This is a genomic window from Aureimonas sp. OT7, assembly GCF_014844055.1.
GTDB classification, from domain to species: domain Bacteria; phylum Pseudomonadota; class Alphaproteobacteria; order Rhizobiales; family Rhizobiaceae; genus Aureimonas; species Aureimonas altamirensis_A.
The window spans coordinates 1788211-1805205 of the sequence record NZ_CP062167.1 but is presented as its reverse complement, the minus strand read 5'-3'; the positions used below and the strand labels follow the sequence as shown (position 1 = coordinate 1805205).

Sequence of the window (16995 nt, the reverse complement as noted above, 5' to 3'; positions counted from 1 at the left end):
GCACTCAAGCGCTCAAAGTCCGTTCAGCGGCACCTTGAGATGGCGCCGGCCGGCGGAGTCGGGCTCGGGCAGACGGCCTGCCCGCATGTTGACCTGCAATGATGGCAGGATGAGCTTCGGCATCGGCAGCGTTGCGTCCCGCCCCGTGCGGAAGGCGATGAATTCCTCGCGCGAGCGACCGCCACCGACATGGATGTTGGTGGCCCGCTCCTCGCCCACGGTTGTTTCCCACCGTATGTCCCGCCCGTTCGGACCGTAATCATGGCACATGAACAGCCGCGTCTCGTCCGGCAGGGCAAGAATGCGCTGGATGGAATCGTAAAGCTGCCCGGCGTCGCCGCCGGGAAAGTCGGCGCGTGCGGAACCGCCATCCGGCATGAAGAGCGTATCGCCGACAAAGGCTGCGTCGCCGACACGATGCGTCATGCAGGCCGGTGTATGCCCAGGCGTATGCATGGCCACGGCCTCGATCCGGCCTATGGCGTAGCGATCGCCATCGGAGAACAGGACATCGAACTGGCTGCCGTCGCGCTGGAACTCGGTCCCCTCGTTGAAAATCTTGCCGAATGTTTCCTGCACCACCACGATATCCGCGCCGATGGCCAATCGCCCGCCAAGCTTTTCCTGGATGTACGGCGCGCCCGACAGGTGGTCGGCATGCACATGGGTCTCGATGACCCATTCGACGGTCAAGCCATGCGTACGCACATGGTCGATCATGCGGTCGGCATGGTCGAATGCGATGCGCCCGGCTGCATAGTCGATGTCCATGACTGCATCGACGATGGCGCAGACGCCCATCTCCGGATCTGCCACGACATAGGCGATCGTATGCGTCTGCGGGTCGAAAAAGCCGGTGACATCCGGCCGACCGTTCAAGTCACACATGGCGCGCCCTCCTGAACCGATCCCCGGCTCGCTCGAATTCCAGGAATGGTGATATCATGCGAAAACTGAGAATCCGTCACAACTTTCTGCCCAAAATCGGACGATCAATCAGGAGATGAACGAAAAATGGCCCTAAAGATCGATCATATCGATGCCCGGATCATCATGGAATTGCAGGAGGACGCCGGCCAGTCGCAGCGCGACCTCGCCGACAAGATCGGCCTGTCGCAGAATGCCTGCTGGCGGCGGATCAAGCAGTTGCAGGAAGATGGCGTCCTGAAGGGTCAGACAGCGCGGATCGACCGCGAGCTGCTCGGGCGCGGGCTCGTCGTCTTCGCCATGATCCGCACGCGAAACCATTCCGCCGAATGGCTTAAGAAGTTTCGCTCTCATGTGACATCAATTGCCGATATCACCGATTTCTACCGGATCGGCGGCGACTACGACTACATGTTGAAGATCGTCACGCGGGACATGAAAAGCTATGACGAGGTTTACCAGCGTCTCATAGAGAAGCTCGATCTGGAAAACGTCACCTCCTACTTCACGATGGAGGCGATCCTGGAGAATCGTCCAATTCCGATCCGTTGACATTATGTTGTCATTAACACCGCATTTTGCCGCTATAATCGATCATACATCGCAAACATTCCAAAACGACCGGGTCAAATTGGGGAAAAATTACCGGTTAAGTCCATTACCATTCCTCCATCCTCATCTGGGCGGGTATGGCGATGGGCATTCTTGCAGACTTCAGGAACGATCTTGCATCCGGTGACACCATAGCGCGCCTGCGCGACGGCCTGATCGGCAACGGCGCGCGCTTCGACGCCGGCTGCGGCCCGCAAACGCTGCTGTACGCGGATTACGTCGCGTCGGGCCGCGCCCTTCGGCAGGTGGAGGACTTCGTCACCGAAAACGTCCTGCCCTGGTATGCCAACAGCCATACCGAAGCGTCCTACTGCGGCGGCGCCATGACACGGCTACGCGAAGAAGCGCGGGGTGCGATCGCCGAACTCGTAGGCGCCGGGCCCGATTGCCATGTCGTTTTCACCGGTTCCGGGGCGACGAGCGGCATCAATCGGATCGTTCGGCTTCTGGAAGTGGAAACGCGCGTCGCAAAGGGCGACCGTGTCGTGGTTCTGTCGGGCCCTTACGAGCATCACTCCAATATCCTGCCATGGCGCGAAAGCGGCGCACATGTCGTCGAGATCGCCGAGGCGGACTGTGGCGGTGTCGATCTCACCAGCCTGGATGAAGCGATCGCGCAAGCATCCGGCGCGGACCTGATCATCGGCAGTTTCTCTGCCGCGTCCAACGTCACGGGCATCGTTACCGATACCGACGCGGTGACGCGCAAGCTCAAGGCGGCCGGGGCCGTCGCGATCTGGGACTATGCGGCCGGCGCGCCCTACCTCCCGATGGTCATGGGCGACGGCGCCGAAGCAAAGGATGCAATCGTCCTGTCGCCGCACAAGTTTCCCGGCGGTCCCGGCGCATCGGGCGTCATGGTGGTGCGCAACAGCATCGTGCGGCGCACCACGCCGACATTGCCCGGCGGCGGATCGGTCTCCTTCGTCTCCCCCTGGGGCCATACCTACAGCGCCCGCGTCGAGGCCCGGGAAGAAGCGGGTACGCCGAACGTCGTCGGCGATATCCGTGCCGCACTCGTCATGCTGGTCAAGGATGCCGTCGGCGCGCCTGTCATCCTGGCGCGGGAGGAGACGCTGCGGCAGCGCGCCGTCGAGCGCTGGACGCAGGTGCCCGGCATCCGTCTCCTGGGCCAGAAGCCCGGCATGACGGCATTGCCCATCTTTTCCTTCCAGGTCGTCGATCCGCAGGGCGCCCTCGTTCATCACCAGATGTTCACGCGGATGCTGAGCGACATGTGGGGCATACAGGTGCGCGGCGGCTGTGCCTGTGCCGGGCCTTATGCCCATCGCCTTCTGGGGTTGGACGACGCGGCCTCGCAGGCGCTGTTCCTGCGGCTCGGCGCCGGGCACGAACTCGAGAAGCCCGGCTGGGTGCGCCTGAATTTCAGCTACCTTCATTCCGATGCCGAGGCCGAGCGCATCCTCGATGCCGTCGCCGAGTTGGCCGGCACGGCTGCCCGGCTTGCCAGCCGCTACGTGGCGGACCCACGGACGGCGCGCTTCCGGCCCGCGGCCTGAGGCATCACGGCGCAATCACGAAAACTCCATGGCCTTCATGCTGCCGCCGCGACTTCCTATCTGGACTGGCACTGCAACTTCGGGAGTTTCTGGAATGAGCATGAACGCTGAAGAGAAGCGCCTGATCGAGGGGCTGTTTACCCGGCTTGGAACGGTCGAGCGAGAGGCTGCCCCGCGTGACGGCGAAGCGGAGGCCTTCATCCAGAAGAGGCTCTCCGACCAGCCGGCGGCGCCTTATTACATGGCGCAAACCATCATCGTGCAGGAGCAAGCGCTGGAAGCGGCGCAGGAGCGTATCCGCCAACTCGAATCCCAACCGCAACAGACCGGCGGCGGGCTGCTCGGCGGTCTATTTGGCGGTGGCCAGCGCGGCCAGCGGGCAGCCGAGCCCGCGCCGCAGCAGGGGCGCGTCGGCGGCGCGATGCCGGCGGGCACGCCATGGGGCGGCGGCGCATCCGGCGCACAGGCTCAGCCGGCCGCACGGCAGGGTGGCGGCTTCCTGGCCGGCGCCGCGCAAACGGCCGTCGGTGTCGCCGGCGGCATGATGCTTGGCTCCATGCTGGGTTCGATGTTCGGTGGGGCGGGAGACGCCATCGCCGGTGAAGTCGGCGACGCGGCCGACGGGCTGGCCGAGGATGTCGGGATGGACGGCTTCGACGATGGCGGCGGCTTCGACGGTTTCGACGACATCTGATGCGAAGGATCGGGCCCTGTGAAAACCGGGCTCAAATTTTTCGGATCAGGAATCGCGCTCGCTCGCCAGAAATTTCTCGATGCGCCCTTCGTCACCTGCGCCCGTTACGAAATAGAGAATGACGATCGCGACCACGAGGCCACCGGCGATCAGCGGTGCGGTCCAATCTCCCTCCGCAATCCGCACGATCAGCAGGGCGGCACAGGATAGCGCGCCGAGCGCCGGGACGATGACCGGGACCTCGAACTTGCCCGGCTTGTCGTCCGGCCGCCGCTTCAGGACGATCAACGCGACGTTGACGATGGTGAAGACCATCAGCAACAGTAGGACGGTCGAGGAAGCCAGAGCCGCGATATCCCCCAGCAACGAGAGGAGGAGCACGATGGCCAGAAGCACGAAGATCGCGACATAAGGTGTGTGACGCGCCTTGTGGACGCGGCCGAGCGGGGCCGGCAAAAGGCCCTGCCGTGACATGCCGTACAGCAGCCGGGAAGCCATCACGTAGTTCACCAGTGCCGTATTGGCGACGGCGAAGATGGTGATGGCGGCGAAAACCCCCACGGGAAACCACGGCGCGGCCCGCTCGACAACCAGCGTCAGGGGCCCGGCAGCTTCGGCCAGTTCCTGCCAGGGCACCACCGATACCGCCGTGATCGAGACCGCGATATAGATCACCGTGGCGGCAAGGATCGCCAGGATGAAGGCGAGCGGCATGGTGCGCTCCGGGTTCTTCACCTCTTCCGACACGTTCAGCATGTCCTCGAAGCCGATGAAGGAAAAGAAGGTCAGGACGGCGCCCTGCATGACCAGCAGCGCGACCGGGCCTTCCATCCCCCCGCCACCTTCGGATGCCGGAAACTCCAGCAGATTGGCGTTGCCCCAATAGCTGACGCCCACGGAGATGACGAGGATCAGACCGAAGGCCTCGACCAGCGTGCAGACGGCGTTGAGCCACAGCGATTCCGAAATGCCGCGAAACAGGACGCCGGATAGCAGCACCAGGAAGCCGATGGCCAATAGCCAGTGCGGCGCGCCGATGCCGAAGGTCTCGGCGATATTGGCCGCGACGACGTTGGATTGCGTGGCGATAGAGGTCAGGCCGGAGCAGACAACGGCAAGTCCGACGACATAGCTGACCATGGGGCGGCGATAGGCCATCTGCGTCACGTAGGCCGCACCGCCCGCGCGTGGATAGCGGGAGGCGATGGAGGCGTAGGACAGCCCCGTCAGAAGCGCCGCCACCATTGAAACCAGAAAGGCGACCCAGACGGCGCTGCCGAGTTCGGCCGCCGCCTTGCCGATCAGTCCGTAAATGCCCGCCCCGAGCATGCTGCCGAGGCCGAAAAGAGTGATCTGCGTCAGACCTGCTGCGCGTTTGAGCTTCGGCTCGCCTTGCGCTTCCTGAACCGCCATACGGCTTCCCTCCCCTGTGCCATGGACACGCGGCGGAAGCCTTCAAATCTTGCTCACGCCGCCTTTATCGACATGATGGCCTGCGGCAATTGGTCAAGTCGCTCCAGCACATAATCGGCCCCCAGCGCCTCGGCCGGTATGGATGTGTAGCCACCACGCAGGACCGCGACCGCCATGCCGGCCGCCTGCGCCGCGGCGACGTCGTTTTCGCTGTCGCCGACGAACATCGTATCGGCAGGCACCACACCAAGCCGTTCGCATGCCAGCAGCAGAAGATCCGGTGCGGGCTTCTTCGCCGGTCCGGCGTCGCCGCCGATCACGATATCCATCGCATCGGACAGGCCGAAATGCGAAAGGATCGTTGCCGTTTCGGAGCCGGGCTTGTTGGTGACGACGCCAAGGCCGTAGCCCGCATCGCCGAGTTGCCGGACGATGGAGCTTGCGCCGGCATTGAGGGTCGTCAGTTCTGTGGCGCGCGGCCCGTAGATGGACAGGAACCGCTCTACCACCTTGTCGCGGCTGGCCGGGTCGATGGGCTTGTCGAGCGCCGCGTAGGCACGCTCGATCAGCTTCGGCACGCCCTGCCCGACAAAGCCGGTCACGGCCTCCAGGGTAAAGGGCGGCTCGCCGTAGCTGGCCAGCGTATCGTTCAGCGCCGCATGGATATCGGGGACGGAATCCACCAGCGTTCCGTCGAGATCGAACAGGATGGCCTTCGGCCAGGTCGGGCTATCGCTCATGCACTCCCCCTTATGCAGGCTGGATCATTGAGACGGTGATCCACTCTGCGGTCAATGCCGGCTTTGCCGCCCCCTCGACTTCGACGGCCGTTTCCCAGGTTGACTGGATTGTCACCGCCCTCTCGTTCAGGCCCTTCAGGCGGAAACGACCCCGAACCCGCGCGCCGCTGCGCACCGGCGAGACGAAGCGGACGCGCTCGAACCCGTAATTGACGCCGATGGTGGCCCCTTCGACAAAGGGCATGGCGCGATAGGCCAGCGTCGACAGCAGCGACAGCGACAGGAAGCCGTGCGCCACCGTTCCGCCGAAAGGCCCCTCGGCCTTCGCGCGTTGAGGATCGACATGGATGAACTGATGATCGTGCGTCGCATCCGCGAACTGGTCGATCATTGCCTGGTCTACCGTCAACCAGTCGGACACGAACGGCTCGCCATCGATGTAGCCGCGATAGGTTTCCAGCGGCACAAGCCTCTGCCTGAGTTCGGCCTCCGACACTTCGCTCATTCGGCAACCTTCCGCCTGTCGTTCCGTTCGCGTCTTCCTATGCCCTTTCCGGGCCGCCGTTGCAAAGCATCGGGGGTGGGCAGCGCAGCATCGTGGCCCATATGTGCAGGCACAAGACGGAAATCCACGGAAAGGCAGGGACGATTCATGTGCGGAATTTGCGGTGAAGTTCGCTTCGATGGAAGGATGGCCTCCCCGGAGCGGATCGAACGCATGGGCAACTGCCTTGCGCGGCGCGGTCCCGATGGTTCGGGCCAGGTGGTGCGTGGCAATGTCGGCTTCGGCCACCGTCGCCTGAAGATCATCGACCTGTCGGAAAAGGCGCAGCAGCCGATGGTCGATGCCGATCTCGGCCTGACCCTCGCTTTCAATGGCTGCATCTACAACTATCCAGCGCTGCGGGCAGAACTCCTGGACATGGGGTACCGGTTCTTCTCGCACGGCGATACGGAGGTGATCGCCAAGGCCTATCATGCCTGGGGGCCATCCTGCGTGGAGCGGTTCAAGGGAATGTTCGCATTCGCCATCCACGAGCGGGATACCGGCCGTGTCATGCTGGCGCGCGACCGCTTCGGCATCAAGCCGCTTTACCTGTCGCAGACGCCGGAGCGGCTGTACTTCGCTTCGTCCCTGCAGTCGATCCTGAAGACGGGCGACGTCGATACGTCCATCGACCGCGAGGCCCTGCACCATTACATGACGTTCCATGCGGTCGTGCCGGCACCGCTGACCATCATCGAGGGCGTGCGCAAGCTTCCGCCGGCCACCGTGCGCCTGATCGAGCCGGACGGCACCTTCGAGGACACGGTCTACTGGAACCCCTCCTACGGGCCGCAGCCGGGCGATGAAGCCATGACCGCAGACGACTGGCGGGACGCCGTGCTGGAATCGCTTCGCACCGCGGTCGAGCGGCGCATGGTCGCCGACGTGCCGGTTGGTGTGCTTCTGTCCGGCGGGGTGGATTCCTCGCTGATCGTCGGCCTTCTGGCCGAAGCCGGGCAGACGGGCCTCAGTACATTCTCCATCGGCTTCGAGGATGCGAACGGAGAGGTCGGCAACGAGTTCGAGTATTCCGACCTGATCGCCCGGCACTACGATACCAGGCATCACAAGATCTTCGTGCCGGGTTCGGAACTGATGGAGAACCTGCCGGGCGCCATCGCCGCTATGTCGGAACCCATGGTCTCCTACGACAATATCGGCTTCTACCTTCTCTCGCGGGAGGTCTCGAAGCACATCAAGGTCGTGCAGTCGGGTCAGGGCGCCGACGAAGTCTTCGGTGGCTACCACTGGTATCCACCCCTGGCCGGCGCCAACGATCCGCTCGCCTCCTACTCGACGGCCTTCTTCGACCGCAACGACGAAACGCTTCGTCGCCATCTGTCGCCCGAATGGCATGCCGGCAGCGATGTGAGCCTGGATTTCGTTCGCGCCCATTTCGGGCAGCCCGGTGCCGACGATCCGGTCGACAAGGCACTGCGCCTCGATAGCCGCATCATGCTGGTGGACGATCCCGTCAAGCGCGTCGACAACATGACGATGGCCTGGGGGCTGGAGGCGCGCGTGCCGTTCCTCGACCACGAGCTGGCGGAGCTCGCCGCGCGCATCCCATCGGCGGAAAACCTGCGGCAGGGCGGCAAGGGCGTGCTCAAGGAGGCCGCCCGACAGGTGATCCCCTCCGAGGTGATCGACCGCAAGAAGGGCTACTTCCCCGTCCCGCAGCTGAAATACATCCAGGGCCCGTATCTCGATATGGTCCGCGATACGCTGACCAGCGACAAGGCGCGGCAACGCCAGCTGTTCCGCAAGGATTATCTGGACGATCTGTTCGCCAACCCCACCGACCGGATCACGCCCCTGCGTGGATCGGAGCTCTGGCAGGTCGCGCTGCTCGAGCTGTGGCTCCAGAGCCAGGAGATTTGAGACCGATGACAGGCGACGACCATGGCAAGGCCGCAGCCGGTTACGAAAGGCGTCTCAAGCGCATGCGCACATTCGCAAGGGAGCCGCATGCGGCGTCGGACGGCACCGCGCAGCCCGATGCCTCCATCGATTGCGGCTGGGGCCGTCTCTTCTTCGGGCAAACCTTCGACGATCCGTCGGCTCTGGTGAAACGGCTCAACGACGAAGGCCCTGACCGGCGCGACATTGCCTTCTATGTGCGCGATCCGCATGTGCTGATCTCCTATGCGCCGCAGGAACTGTTTCTCGATCCGTCGCATACCTACCGGCTGGACCTCAGCACCTATCGGCCCAGCCGCCGCCGCCCGGCAGGCTTCCGCATCCGCCGGTTGGCGTCGGTGGCCGATGCGGCCGAGATCAACCGTATCTACCAAAGCCGCCGCATGGTGACGGTGGATCCGGATTTCTTCTGGCAGAACCGGGACAGCCGCGCGCTGACGTGGCTGGTGGCCGAAGACGAGGCAACACGCCAGATCGTCGGTACGGTAACGGGTGTCGACCACGCGCGCACCTTCGACGATCCGGAGAACGGCTCGTCCCTCTGGTGCCTGGCCGTCGATCCGCAGGCCCAGCATCCGGCCATCGGCGAGGCGCTGGTGCGCCAGCTCGCCGAGCACTTCCAGGCGCGCGGCTGCGCCTACATGGACCTGTCGGTCATGCACGACAACCAGCCCGCGATCGGACTGTATGAGCGGCTGGGGTTCTATCGGGTCCCCTTCTTTGCGGTGAAGCGCCGCAACCAGATCAACGAACAGCTCTTCACGGGGGCGGGAGACGCCTTCGACGACCTCAATCCCTACGCTCGCATCATCGTCGACGAAGCGCGCCGGCGCGGCATATCGGTGGATGTGATCGACGCATCCGGCGGTTTTTTCCGTCTTACCTATGGGGGCAGAAGCGTTCGCTGCCGCGAGAGCCTGTCGGAGCTGACATCCGCCGTCGCCATGTCCATCTGCGACGACAAGAGCACCACCCGCCGCCTGGTCGAAGGAGCCGGTGTCACCGTGCCGGCGCAGATAACCGCGCCGGACAGCGATGAGGAACTGGCATCGTTCATCGAGGCGCACGGCTCCATCGTCGTGAAGCCTGCCCGGGGCGAACAGGGGCGCGGGATCGCGGTCGGCGTGGAAACGCTGGACCACGCCAGGGCCGCCATCCGCGATGCGCGGGAGCAATGCGAGCGGGTTCTGCTGGAATCCTGTTTCCAGGGCGACGATCTGCGGCTCGTCGTCATCGATTTCCGTGTCGTGGCGGCGGCGATCCGGCGCCCGCCTGTCGTTGTCGGCGATGGGCGTCATACCATCCGGGACCTCATCGAACGCCTGTCGCGCCGCAGAGGCGCCGCAACCGGGGGTGAAAGCCGGATACCGCAGGACGACGAGACCGAGCGTTCGGTACGCAAGGCGGGCTTCGGCCTCGACGACGTCCTGCCCGAGGGACAGGAAGTCAAGGTTCGCGGCACCGCGAACCTGCACACGGGCGGCACGATCCACGACGTGACCGGCATGGTGCATCCGCAACTGGTGGAGGCTGCGGTTGCTGCCACCCGCGCGATCGACATACCCGTCTGCGGCGTCGACCTGATGGTCAGGGATCCGCGCCTGCCCGACTATGTGTTCATCGAGGCCAACGAGCGCCCCGGCCTTGCCAATCACGAGCCGCAACCCACGGCAGAGCGTTTCGTGGACCTGCTTTTCCCGCTGTCCATCCCCGCTTCCGTCCGCAAGGCGCAGCAGCGCAAACGCAAAAGAGTCTAGATCAGCCTCGCAAGCACCTCGTAAAATCAGCTATAGGCCGCATACAACGTAGCGGCGCAGGAGTTCATCGTGCCCCGGCTTTCGATCGACAGCCATTACCTGACCGACCAGCTCAAGGCCCTTCTCCGTATACCCAGCCCGACCGGCTATACGGATACGATCGTGCGGCACGTGACGCATGAACTGCAGCGCCTCGGCCTGCGGGTCGAGCTGACACGGCGCGGGGCCATCCGAGCATTGCGGCAGGGAAGCCGCCGCGCTTCGGCCCGCGCAATCGTCAGCCATGTCGACACTCTGGGTGCGCAGGTCAAGGCGCTGAAGTCCAACGGCCGCCTGGAAGTGGTGCCGATCGGGCATTGGTCTGCCCGCTTCGCCGAGGGCGCAAGAGCCACGATCTTCGCCGACACGGGCTCCTATCGCGGCACGATCCTGCCGTTGAAAGCGTCCGGGCACACGTTCAACGACGCCGTGGACAGCCATCCCGTCGGCTGGCCGCATGTGGAGCTTCGGGTCGACGCGCTGTCACGCGACGGCCGCGAGCTGGCGCGGCTGGGCATCGAGGTGGGAGACATCGTCGCCATCGATCCGCAGCCAGAATTTCTCGACAATGGCTTCATCGTCTCGCGTCATCTCGACAACAAAGCGGGCGTTGCCATCATGCTGGCCGCCATCGAGGCGCTGGAGCGGGAGAAAACCGTGACGCCGGTGGACATCCACTGGCTGTTCACCATCGCCGAGGAGGTCGGGGTCGGCGCATCGTCCATCCTCACTCCGGACGTCGCCTCGATGGTCGCGGTGGACAACGGCACGACCGCGCCGGGGCAGAACTCTTCGGAGTTCGGCGTCACCATCGCCATGGCCGACCAGACCGGGCCCTTCGACTATCATCTCACCAAGAAGCTCGTGCGGCTCTGCCAGGACGAGGACATTCGTTACCAGAAGGACGTGTTCCGCTACTATCGTTCGGATTCGGCTTCGGCTGTTGAGGCCGGGCACGACGTTCGGACCGCGCTCGTCACATTCGGCGTGGACGCCTCGCATGGGTGGGAGCGCATTCACATCCACGCCCTGCGCTCGCTGACGGAGCTCATCACCGCCTATGCCACCTCGCCGGTGGAGATCGAGCGGGATCGCAACCTGCATGCGGGGCTTGAAGGGTTCACCCGTCAGCCGGCAGCAGAAGCCGCACAGGAACTGGCGGAAGATTCCGACCCGGGCAGCGAAGACCGCGACTGACAACAGGCGGCTGGTAGCCAGCGGCTGGTGACGAATTAAAACTGGATAGGATAGAGGATTCATGCGCGCGACGCGCTGTCGTGCGCAGCCGAAAGGGGGTGATGTTTGTGAAACTTCGGAAAGTGGTACTTCGGATCAGGGTGTTTGGGTGGAGCCTGACACTGATCTGGAAGTAACCAACAGGGGCCGGCGCGAATGCCGGTCCCGACCGAAGCCGGGCAACATCACCCCCTTGGCACGAATATTATCACATCGGCGTCGACGTTCAAGAACGCTTTCAGGCTGCGTCGACGCCAACGACCGCCCTGACCGCAATCCACTGCCGACACATACAAACCCGATAGTATAGAGGACTCTCGCGCGCGACGCGCTGTCGTGCGCAGCCGAAAGGGGGTGATGTTTGTGAAACTTCGGAAAGTGGTACTTCGGATCAGGTTGTTTGGTTGCAGCCTAATTCTGGTCTGGAAGTAACCCGAAAAGGGGCCGGCGTGAATGCCGGTCCCAACCGAAGCCGGGCAACATCACCCCCTTGGCACGAATATTATCACATCGGCATCGACGTTCAAGAACGTCGTTAGGCCGCCCCGACGATCCGTTGCCGATGGGTGAAGATTTCGAAGGCATCTCCCCGCGCCACGGCAATTACGGTGATGCCGGCCGTCTCCGCCTCCCGTAGCGCAAGCGCGCTCGGCACGGATATGGCGGCAACCAGGCCGCAACCCATCATGGCGGCCTTCTGAACCAGCTCGACGGAAAGTCGGCTGGTGATCGTCAGAAAGCCGAGTGATGGTTCCGTGCCCGTGGCCGCCAGATGGCCCGTGACCTTGTCCAGAGCATTGTGCCGGCCGACATCCTCGCGGATAACGATGCAGCCCGTTTCCGGCCGGTGGAACGCCGCCGCATGCACCGCGCGGGTGCGGCGTCCCAGAACCTGGCCCTCCGCCATCTCCTCCATCGCCCGGACGATCTGCGCCGGCTCGACCGTCAGCGCGTCCCCGGCCGTCGGCAGGGAGATGGTGGCGTATTCCAGCGATTCCACGCCGCACAGGCCGCAGCCGACCGGGCCCGTCATCTGCCGGCGGCGCGCCACATAGGTGGCCGCCCGCTGCGGCACGAGCCAGAGACGGCAGTCGTAACCGCCATCGACCGGCTCCATCTCCAGGCGCTCGACTTCATCGACCGTGCGGACGATACGCTCGTTCAGCGCAAGGCCGAGCGCCATATCCTCCAGGTCGGAGGGAGACGCCATCATCACGGCGTGGGTCGTGCCGTTGATCGACACGGCAACAGCCGCCTCTTCCGGCACCGGCCTTTCGCTGGCGGCAAAGCGTCCGTCGCGCCAGGCCAGGGTCGCCGCCTTGACGTCCACACTCATTGCGGCACCTCGCTTCAGCCCGCTTTAATCACAAAGTTATCACGCGGGCGTGTTCAAACGCGCCGAAGCGCACTATGACCATAAGTGCGCAACCATCGCGCGAGTCTTCGTTTACATAGCGACAGGTGAGGCGTTGAGCGAATCCTTCCTCGCGGCAGAGTTTGCCGCTCTTCTTCAAGTTCTCTTCATCGATATCGTGCTGGCGGGCGACAACGCCGTCGTCGTGGGTATGGCGGCGGCGGGCGTCGACAAATCGATCCGCAGCAGGGTGATCTTCTGGGGCATCGCCGGCGCCGTCGTCATGCGCATCCTGCTGGCGATCATCGCCGTCGAACTTCTGGCGATCGTGGGCCTGACGCTTGCCGGCGGCATCCTGCTGCTCTGGGTCTGCTGGAAGATGTATCGCGAGATCCGGGAAGGCGGGCACGCGGAAATCGACGACGAGACCGCCGCCAGCATGCCGAAGAAGAGCTTCGGCCAGGCGTTGCTGCAGATTATCGTCGCGGATATCTCCATGTCGCTCGACAATGTTCTGGCGGTCGCCGGCGCCGCGCGGGACCATATCGAGGTCCTCGTCGTCGGCCTGCTGGTATCCGTCGTGCTGATGGGCGCCATGGCCACGCTGATCGCCCGCCTTCTCAACAAATATCGTTTCATCGCCTGGATCGGCCTGCTGATCATCCTGTTCGTGGCGCTCAAGATGATCTACGAGGGCACCGAGCAGGTTGCCTGCGCGGGCATCCTCCCGGCCCTGTGCCTGGAGCATTGACCGTCCGGCATCCGGAACTGGCGAGGACAGGTATGACGAGCGAACTGGATTGCGTCGAAGATGCGGTGGCCGCGATCGCCGCGGGCGAGCTTGTGGTGGTGGTCGACGATACCGACCGCGAGAACGAAGGTGATCTGATCATGGCGGCGTCGAAAGCGACGCCCGAGAAGATCGCCTTCATGATCCGCCACACCAGCGGCATCCTTTGCGTTCCCATGACAGCGGACCGGGCCCAGCGCCTCAACCTCCCGCCGATGGTGGCCAACAATCTCGACCCGATGCGCACCGCCTTCACCGTTTCCGTCGACTATAAAGTCGGCATGACGACGGGCATCTCATCGGAGGAACGCGCCAACACGGCCCGGGCCCTTGCCAACGACAATGTCTCGGCAAACGACTTCCTGCGCCCCGGCCATATGTTTCCGCTGATCTCCCGCGAGGGCGGCGTGCTGACTCGTTCTGGCCACACGGAAGCGGGAACGGATCTGGCCAAGCTGGCCGGCCTGGAGCCGGCCGGCGTCCTGGCGGAAATCGTCAACGACGACGGCACCGTCAAGCGGCTGCCCGAGCTCATTCCCTTCGCGCGGGAACACGGGCTGAAGATCGTTTCCATCGAAGACCTGATCGCCTATCGCATACGCCGCGAAAGCTTCGTCACCTGCGTCAAGGAACAGGAGATGATGATCGGCGGCATGAAGGGGCGCGTGCGCATCTACGAAACGCCGTTCGACGACATGCAGCATGTCGTCGCCCTGTTCGGCGAGGTCAGATACGCGGCCAATGTGCCGACGCGCATCCACCGCGAACAGCCGGTCAAGGACCTGTTCGGGCGGGTCCGTGGCAGCCGCACCTGGGTGGAGTCGGCCGTCGATGCCCTGCAGAAGCATCAGAACGGCATCCTGATGCTGCTGCGCACCTCGGAAGCCGATGATTACACGCCTGAGGAGCACGCCAGCCCTGCCCTCGAGGACGGTGAGAAGCATGGCAGCGCGCGTGCCCGGATGGCGCGCTGGCGCGAAATCGGCATCGGCGCGCAGATCCTGCGCGATCTCGGCGTGCGCTCGATCCGCATCCTGGCAACGCATGAGCGGTCCTATGTCGGCCTAACCGGCTTCGGCATCGACGTCGGCGGCACGATCCTGCTGGACGACTGAGGCTCCGGACCGATCGTCAGCCGATAGGCTTCTGCCGCGTTTCGAGATCGACGGCGGCAGCGGCCAGAAGGGCGATGAACAGCAGCGCAGCAAAGAAACCGACGGCGACCGGAAAGCCGATGGCCACCAGCGGCGCAATGGCCGTCGGCGCCAAAAGGCCGCCGAGCCGCGCCATCGCACCCGCGGTGCCCATGCCCGTGGCACGGATGCTGGTTGGATAAAGCTCGGGCGTCCAGGCATAGAGCGCCCCCCAGGTGCCCAGCAGCGAGAAGCTCATCAAGAGGATCGCACCCGTCACGATGGCCGGCTCCAGGCTGATCGCGAAGACGAAGCAGCCGATGCATGACAGAAGCAGAAATCCGATCAGGGTCTCACGCCGGCCCCATCGCTCCACGCCGTAGGCTGCCAGCGCATAGCCCGGTATCTGGGCCAAGGCGACGACGATCAGGAAGCCATAGCCGCGCAGGAAGCCGAGCCCCTCGCCCGCGAGCCGGCCCGGCAGCCAGGTGAACACGCCGTAATAGGCCGTCGATACCAGCAGCCAGATGGCGAGGATGCAGGCGGTACGGCGCAGGTAGGGAGCCGCGAAGATACCGACGTGGCCGGCGGGTTGCGGATCGGGCAGCACCGGTCTGTCCAGCCTCGGGCGGCGATTGACCTCGAGCACCTTGTCGAAGACGTCCCGCGCCTCCTCCGCGCGGCCATTGGACAGGAGGTAGCGGGGAGATTCCGGTATCCAGAGGCGGAGCCCGATACCGAGGATGGCGGGGATGGCTGTCGCCAGGAATATGACGCGCCATGCCTCCGCCACGCCGTATGCGTGGGCGGCCCAGGCGACGACGGCCACGGCGACGGTGCCGACGGCCCAGAAACCTTCCAGCATCACCAGCCACCGGCCACGGCTGCGCGCCGGCAGAAACTCGGCCATCATCGCATAATCCACCGGCAGCGTGCCGCCGACGGCCAGCCCGACGATGAAGCGCAGGACCAGCAGCACGGCAAAGTCCGGCGCGAACACGGACGCCAGGCTGAAGACCGCGTCGATGGCCACGGTGAACAGGAGGATCCGCCGGCGGCCGTATCTGTCGGCCAATCGGCCGAAGACGTAGGCGCCGATCAGCATGCCGAAGAAGAAGGCGGTCCCGGTCTGCAGGGCCTGTGGCAGGGACAGGCCGAAGCTTGCGGCGATCGACGGCGCGGTAAACCCGACGGCGATGACCTGCATGGCGTCGGCCGCCCAGACGAGGCCGAAAATCCCGAGGAGGCGCCGTTGGAAGCGGCCCGTTCCGGCGCGCTCCAGGACCTCCTCGACTGCATAGCCATGCCCGGCCACCGTCACTGCCATGATTCGCCCCCGCTCTCGCCGCCCATACTTATGACGCCGACACCGTGCGCTGAAAAGATGGATTACCCGGGCAAGCGGATTCTCTCGGCGTGGCGAAGGCGCAGCCCCTCGGCGCGCTCCGGTGTCAGGCGGTCGCGGCAATGCGGGCACGAGACCCCCGCCTCGAAGCTCGGCGCTCGTGTTTCCTCGGGCGTCAGCGCCGCCCCGCATCCGAAACACTGCGTGTACTGCGCCTCGGCCAGACCCTGGCCGACGGCGACCCGTCCGTCGAAGACATAGCAGTCGCCGTCCCACAGGCTGTCTTCGGACGCTACATCCTCCAGGTACTGCAGGATCCCGCCCTTGAGATGGAAAACCTCCTGGAAACCCTCGGCCAGCATGTAGGCCGACGCCTTTTCGCAGCGGATGCCGCCGGTGCAGAACATGGCCACCTTGCGATGCCGGGCCGGATCGAGTTCCTCGGCGACGAAGCGTTTGAACTGCGTAAAGCATTCGATCTTCGGGTCGATGGCGCCGCGAAACGTTCCGATGCGCGTTTCGTAGGTGTTGCGCGTATCCACGACGACGACGTCCGGATCCGAAATGACGGCGTTCCAGTCGCTCGGGGCGACATAGGTGCCGGCCCGCACGGCCGGGTTTGCCTGGGGAGCCCGCATGGTGATGATTTCGGGACGGATACGAACCTTCATCCGGCGGAACGGCTTTTCCGCGCTGTCGGAAAACTTCACCTCGCCCTGGCGCACGCCAAGCCGTGCATCCAGAAGGTCCACCACGCGCACGATCGCATCCGGAGCGGCGGCGATGGTGCCGTTGATGCCTTCGGAGGCGATCAGCAGCGTACCGCACACAGCCTCGCCGAGGCACATGTCCAGGAGTTCCCGGCGCAATGCCGGAAGGTCGTCGATCGTCACGAAACGATAGAGGGCTGCGATGCGATAGCTCATTCCCGCCAACTGGCAAAATCGCGGCGGCTTGACAAGCATTTC

Annotated in this window: 15 protein-coding genes; 8 read left to right on the top strand and 7 right to left on the bottom strand. The window is 64.5% G+C overall.

The features are described from left to right. Positions 1-12 precede the first annotated feature (12 nt). Positions 13-888 carry an MBL fold metallo-hydrolase gene (locus IGS74_RS08700; RefSeq protein ID WP_192391083.1) on the bottom strand — a complete coding sequence of 292 codons (876 nt, stop codon included), beginning with the start codon at positions 886-888 and terminating at the stop codon, positions 13-15. 126 nt (positions 889-1014) lie between these two features. Here IGS74_RS08700 and IGS74_RS08695 point away from each other — a divergent pair, with 126 nt between their 5' ends. From IGS74_RS08695 to IGS74_RS08685, 3 genes are all read left to right on the top strand, one after another. Continuing rightward, positions 1015-1479, top strand: a complete 465-nt coding sequence (locus IGS74_RS08695; protein WP_039189386.1) for an Lrp/AsnC family transcriptional regulator — start codon at positions 1015-1017, stop codon at positions 1477-1479. A gap of 143 nt (positions 1480-1622) precedes the next feature. After that, positions 1623-3059 carry an aminotransferase class V-fold PLP-dependent enzyme gene (locus IGS74_RS08690; protein WP_348641891.1) on the top strand — a complete coding sequence of 479 codons (1437 nt, stop codon included), beginning with the start codon at positions 1623-1625 and terminating at the stop codon, positions 3057-3059. Between the two features lie 94 nt (positions 3060-3153). Then, positions 3154-3753 carry a DUF2076 domain-containing protein gene (locus IGS74_RS08685; protein ID WP_246723091.1) on the top strand — a complete coding sequence of 200 codons (600 nt, stop codon included), beginning with the start codon at positions 3154-3156 and terminating at the stop codon, positions 3751-3753. A 45-nt stretch (positions 3754-3798) separates the two neighbouring features. Here IGS74_RS08685 and IGS74_RS08680 read toward each other — a convergent pair whose 3' ends face one another. From IGS74_RS08680 to IGS74_RS08670, 3 genes are read right to left on the bottom strand one after another with little or no spacing between them, the layout of a single operon-like run. Next, positions 3799-5166 carry an amino acid permease gene (locus IGS74_RS08680; RefSeq protein WP_192391081.1) on the bottom strand — a complete coding sequence of 456 codons (1368 nt, stop codon included), beginning with the start codon at positions 5164-5166 and terminating at the stop codon, positions 3799-3801. 53 nt (positions 5167-5219) lie between these two features. Then, positions 5220-5906, bottom strand: a complete 687-nt coding sequence (gene gph, locus IGS74_RS08675) for a phosphoglycolate phosphatase (RefSeq protein ID WP_192391080.1) — start codon at positions 5904-5906, stop codon at positions 5220-5222. A 10-nt stretch (positions 5907-5916) separates the two neighbouring features. Next, on the bottom strand, positions 5917-6411 hold the full coding sequence (locus IGS74_RS08670) for a MaoC family dehydratase (RefSeq protein WP_052194587.1): 495 nt from the start codon (positions 6409-6411) through the stop codon (positions 5917-5919). A gap of 147 nt (positions 6412-6558) precedes the next feature. On the opposite strand from IGS74_RS08670, the gene IGS74_RS08665 reads away from it, so the two are divergent. The 3 genes from IGS74_RS08665 (at position 6559) to IGS74_RS08655 (ending at position 11366) form a co-directional block, all read left to right on the top strand. After that, entirely contained in the window at positions 6559-8334 is a 1776-nt protein-coding gene (locus IGS74_RS08665) for an N-acetylglutaminylglutamine amidotransferase (RefSeq protein ID WP_039189376.1), read from the top strand. Between the two features lie 62 nt (positions 8335-8396). Beyond that, positions 8397-10130, top strand: coding sequence for an N-acetylglutaminylglutamine synthetase (gene ngg, locus IGS74_RS08660; RefSeq protein ID WP_246723132.1), 1734 nt, complete (start codon positions 8397-8399; stop codon positions 10128-10130). 69 nt (positions 10131-10199) lie between these two features. Further along, a complete protein-coding gene (locus IGS74_RS08655; protein ID WP_192391067.1) occupies positions 10200-11366 on the top strand; it encodes an osmoprotectant NAGGN system M42 family peptidase in 1167 nt (388 codons plus the stop codon). Positions 11367-11940: 574 nt separating this feature from the next. Here IGS74_RS08655 and fdhD read toward each other — a convergent pair. After that, entirely contained in the window at positions 11941-12741 is an 801-nt protein-coding gene (gene fdhD, locus IGS74_RS08650; RefSeq protein ID WP_192391066.1) for a formate dehydrogenase accessory sulfurtransferase FdhD, read from the bottom strand. Positions 12742-12874: 133 nt separating this feature from the next. On the opposite strand from fdhD, the gene IGS74_RS08645 reads away from it, so the two are divergent. Beyond that, entirely contained in the window at positions 12875-13510 is a 636-nt protein-coding gene (locus IGS74_RS08645; RefSeq protein ID WP_052194585.1) for a TerC family protein, read from the top strand. A 32-nt stretch (positions 13511-13542) separates the two neighbouring features. Then, positions 13543-14664 carry a 3,4-dihydroxy-2-butanone-4-phosphate synthase gene (ribB, locus tag IGS74_RS08640; protein ID WP_039189366.1) on the top strand — a complete coding sequence of 374 codons (1122 nt, stop codon included), beginning with the start codon at positions 13543-13545 and terminating at the stop codon, positions 14662-14664. A 16-nt stretch (positions 14665-14680) separates the two neighbouring features. Here the strand turns inward: ribB and IGS74_RS08635 are convergent, their stop codons facing one another. Together IGS74_RS08635 and IGS74_RS08630 are read right to left on the bottom strand one after the other, a co-directional pair. After that, positions 14681-16009, bottom strand: coding sequence for an MFS transporter (locus IGS74_RS08635; RefSeq protein ID WP_192391065.1), 1329 nt, complete (start codon positions 16007-16009; stop codon positions 14681-14683). A gap of 62 nt (positions 16010-16071) precedes the next feature. Then, a complete protein-coding gene (locus IGS74_RS08630) occupies positions 16072-16953 on the bottom strand; it encodes a rhodanese-related sulfurtransferase (RefSeq protein ID WP_192391061.1) in 882 nt (293 codons plus the stop codon). Positions 16954-16995: the final 42 nt, after the last annotated feature.

Coding starts and splice junctions, on each gene's coding strand:
- ribB (WP_039189366.1), top strand. CDS start 13,543: ATGACGAGCGAACTGGATTGCGTCGAAGATGCGGTGGCCGCGATCGCC.
- IGS74_RS08685 (WP_246723091.1), top strand. CDS start 3,154: ATGAGCATGAACGCTGAAGAGAAGCGCCTGATCGAGGGGCTGTTTACC.
- IGS74_RS08700 (WP_192391083.1), bottom strand. CDS start 888: ATGTGTGACTTGAACGGTCGGCCGGATGTCACCGGCTTTTTCGACCCG.
- IGS74_RS08630 (WP_192391061.1), bottom strand. CDS start 16,953: ATGAGCTATCGCATCGCAGCCCTCTATCGTTTCGTGACGATCGACGAC.
- IGS74_RS08665 (WP_039189376.1), top strand. CDS start 6,559: ATGTGCGGAATTTGCGGTGAAGTTCGCTTCGATGGAAGGATGGCCTCC.
- IGS74_RS08690 (WP_348641891.1), top strand. CDS start 1,623: ATGGGCATTCTTGCAGACTTCAGGAACGATCTTGCATCCGGTGACACC.
- ngg (WP_246723132.1), top strand. CDS start 8,397: ATGCGCACATTCGCAAGGGAGCCGCATGCGGCGTCGGACGGCACCGCG.
- IGS74_RS08670 (WP_052194587.1), bottom strand. CDS start 6,411: ATGAGCGAAGTGTCGGAGGCCGAACTCAGGCAGAGGCTTGTGCCGCTG.
- IGS74_RS08635 (WP_192391065.1), bottom strand. CDS start 16,009: ATGGCAGTGACGGTGGCCGGGCATGGCTATGCAGTCGAGGAGGTCCTG.
- gph (WP_192391080.1), bottom strand. CDS start 5,906: ATGAGCGATAGCCCGACCTGGCCGAAGGCCATCCTGTTCGATCTCGAC.
- IGS74_RS08695 (WP_039189386.1), top strand. CDS start 1,015: ATGGCCCTAAAGATCGATCATATCGATGCCCGGATCATCATGGAATTG.
- fdhD (WP_192391066.1), bottom strand. CDS start 12,741: ATGAGTGTGGACGTCAAGGCGGCGACCCTGGCCTGGCGCGACGGACGC.
- IGS74_RS08680 (WP_192391081.1), bottom strand. CDS start 5,166: ATGGCGGTTCAGGAAGCGCAAGGCGAGCCGAAGCTCAAACGCGCAGCA.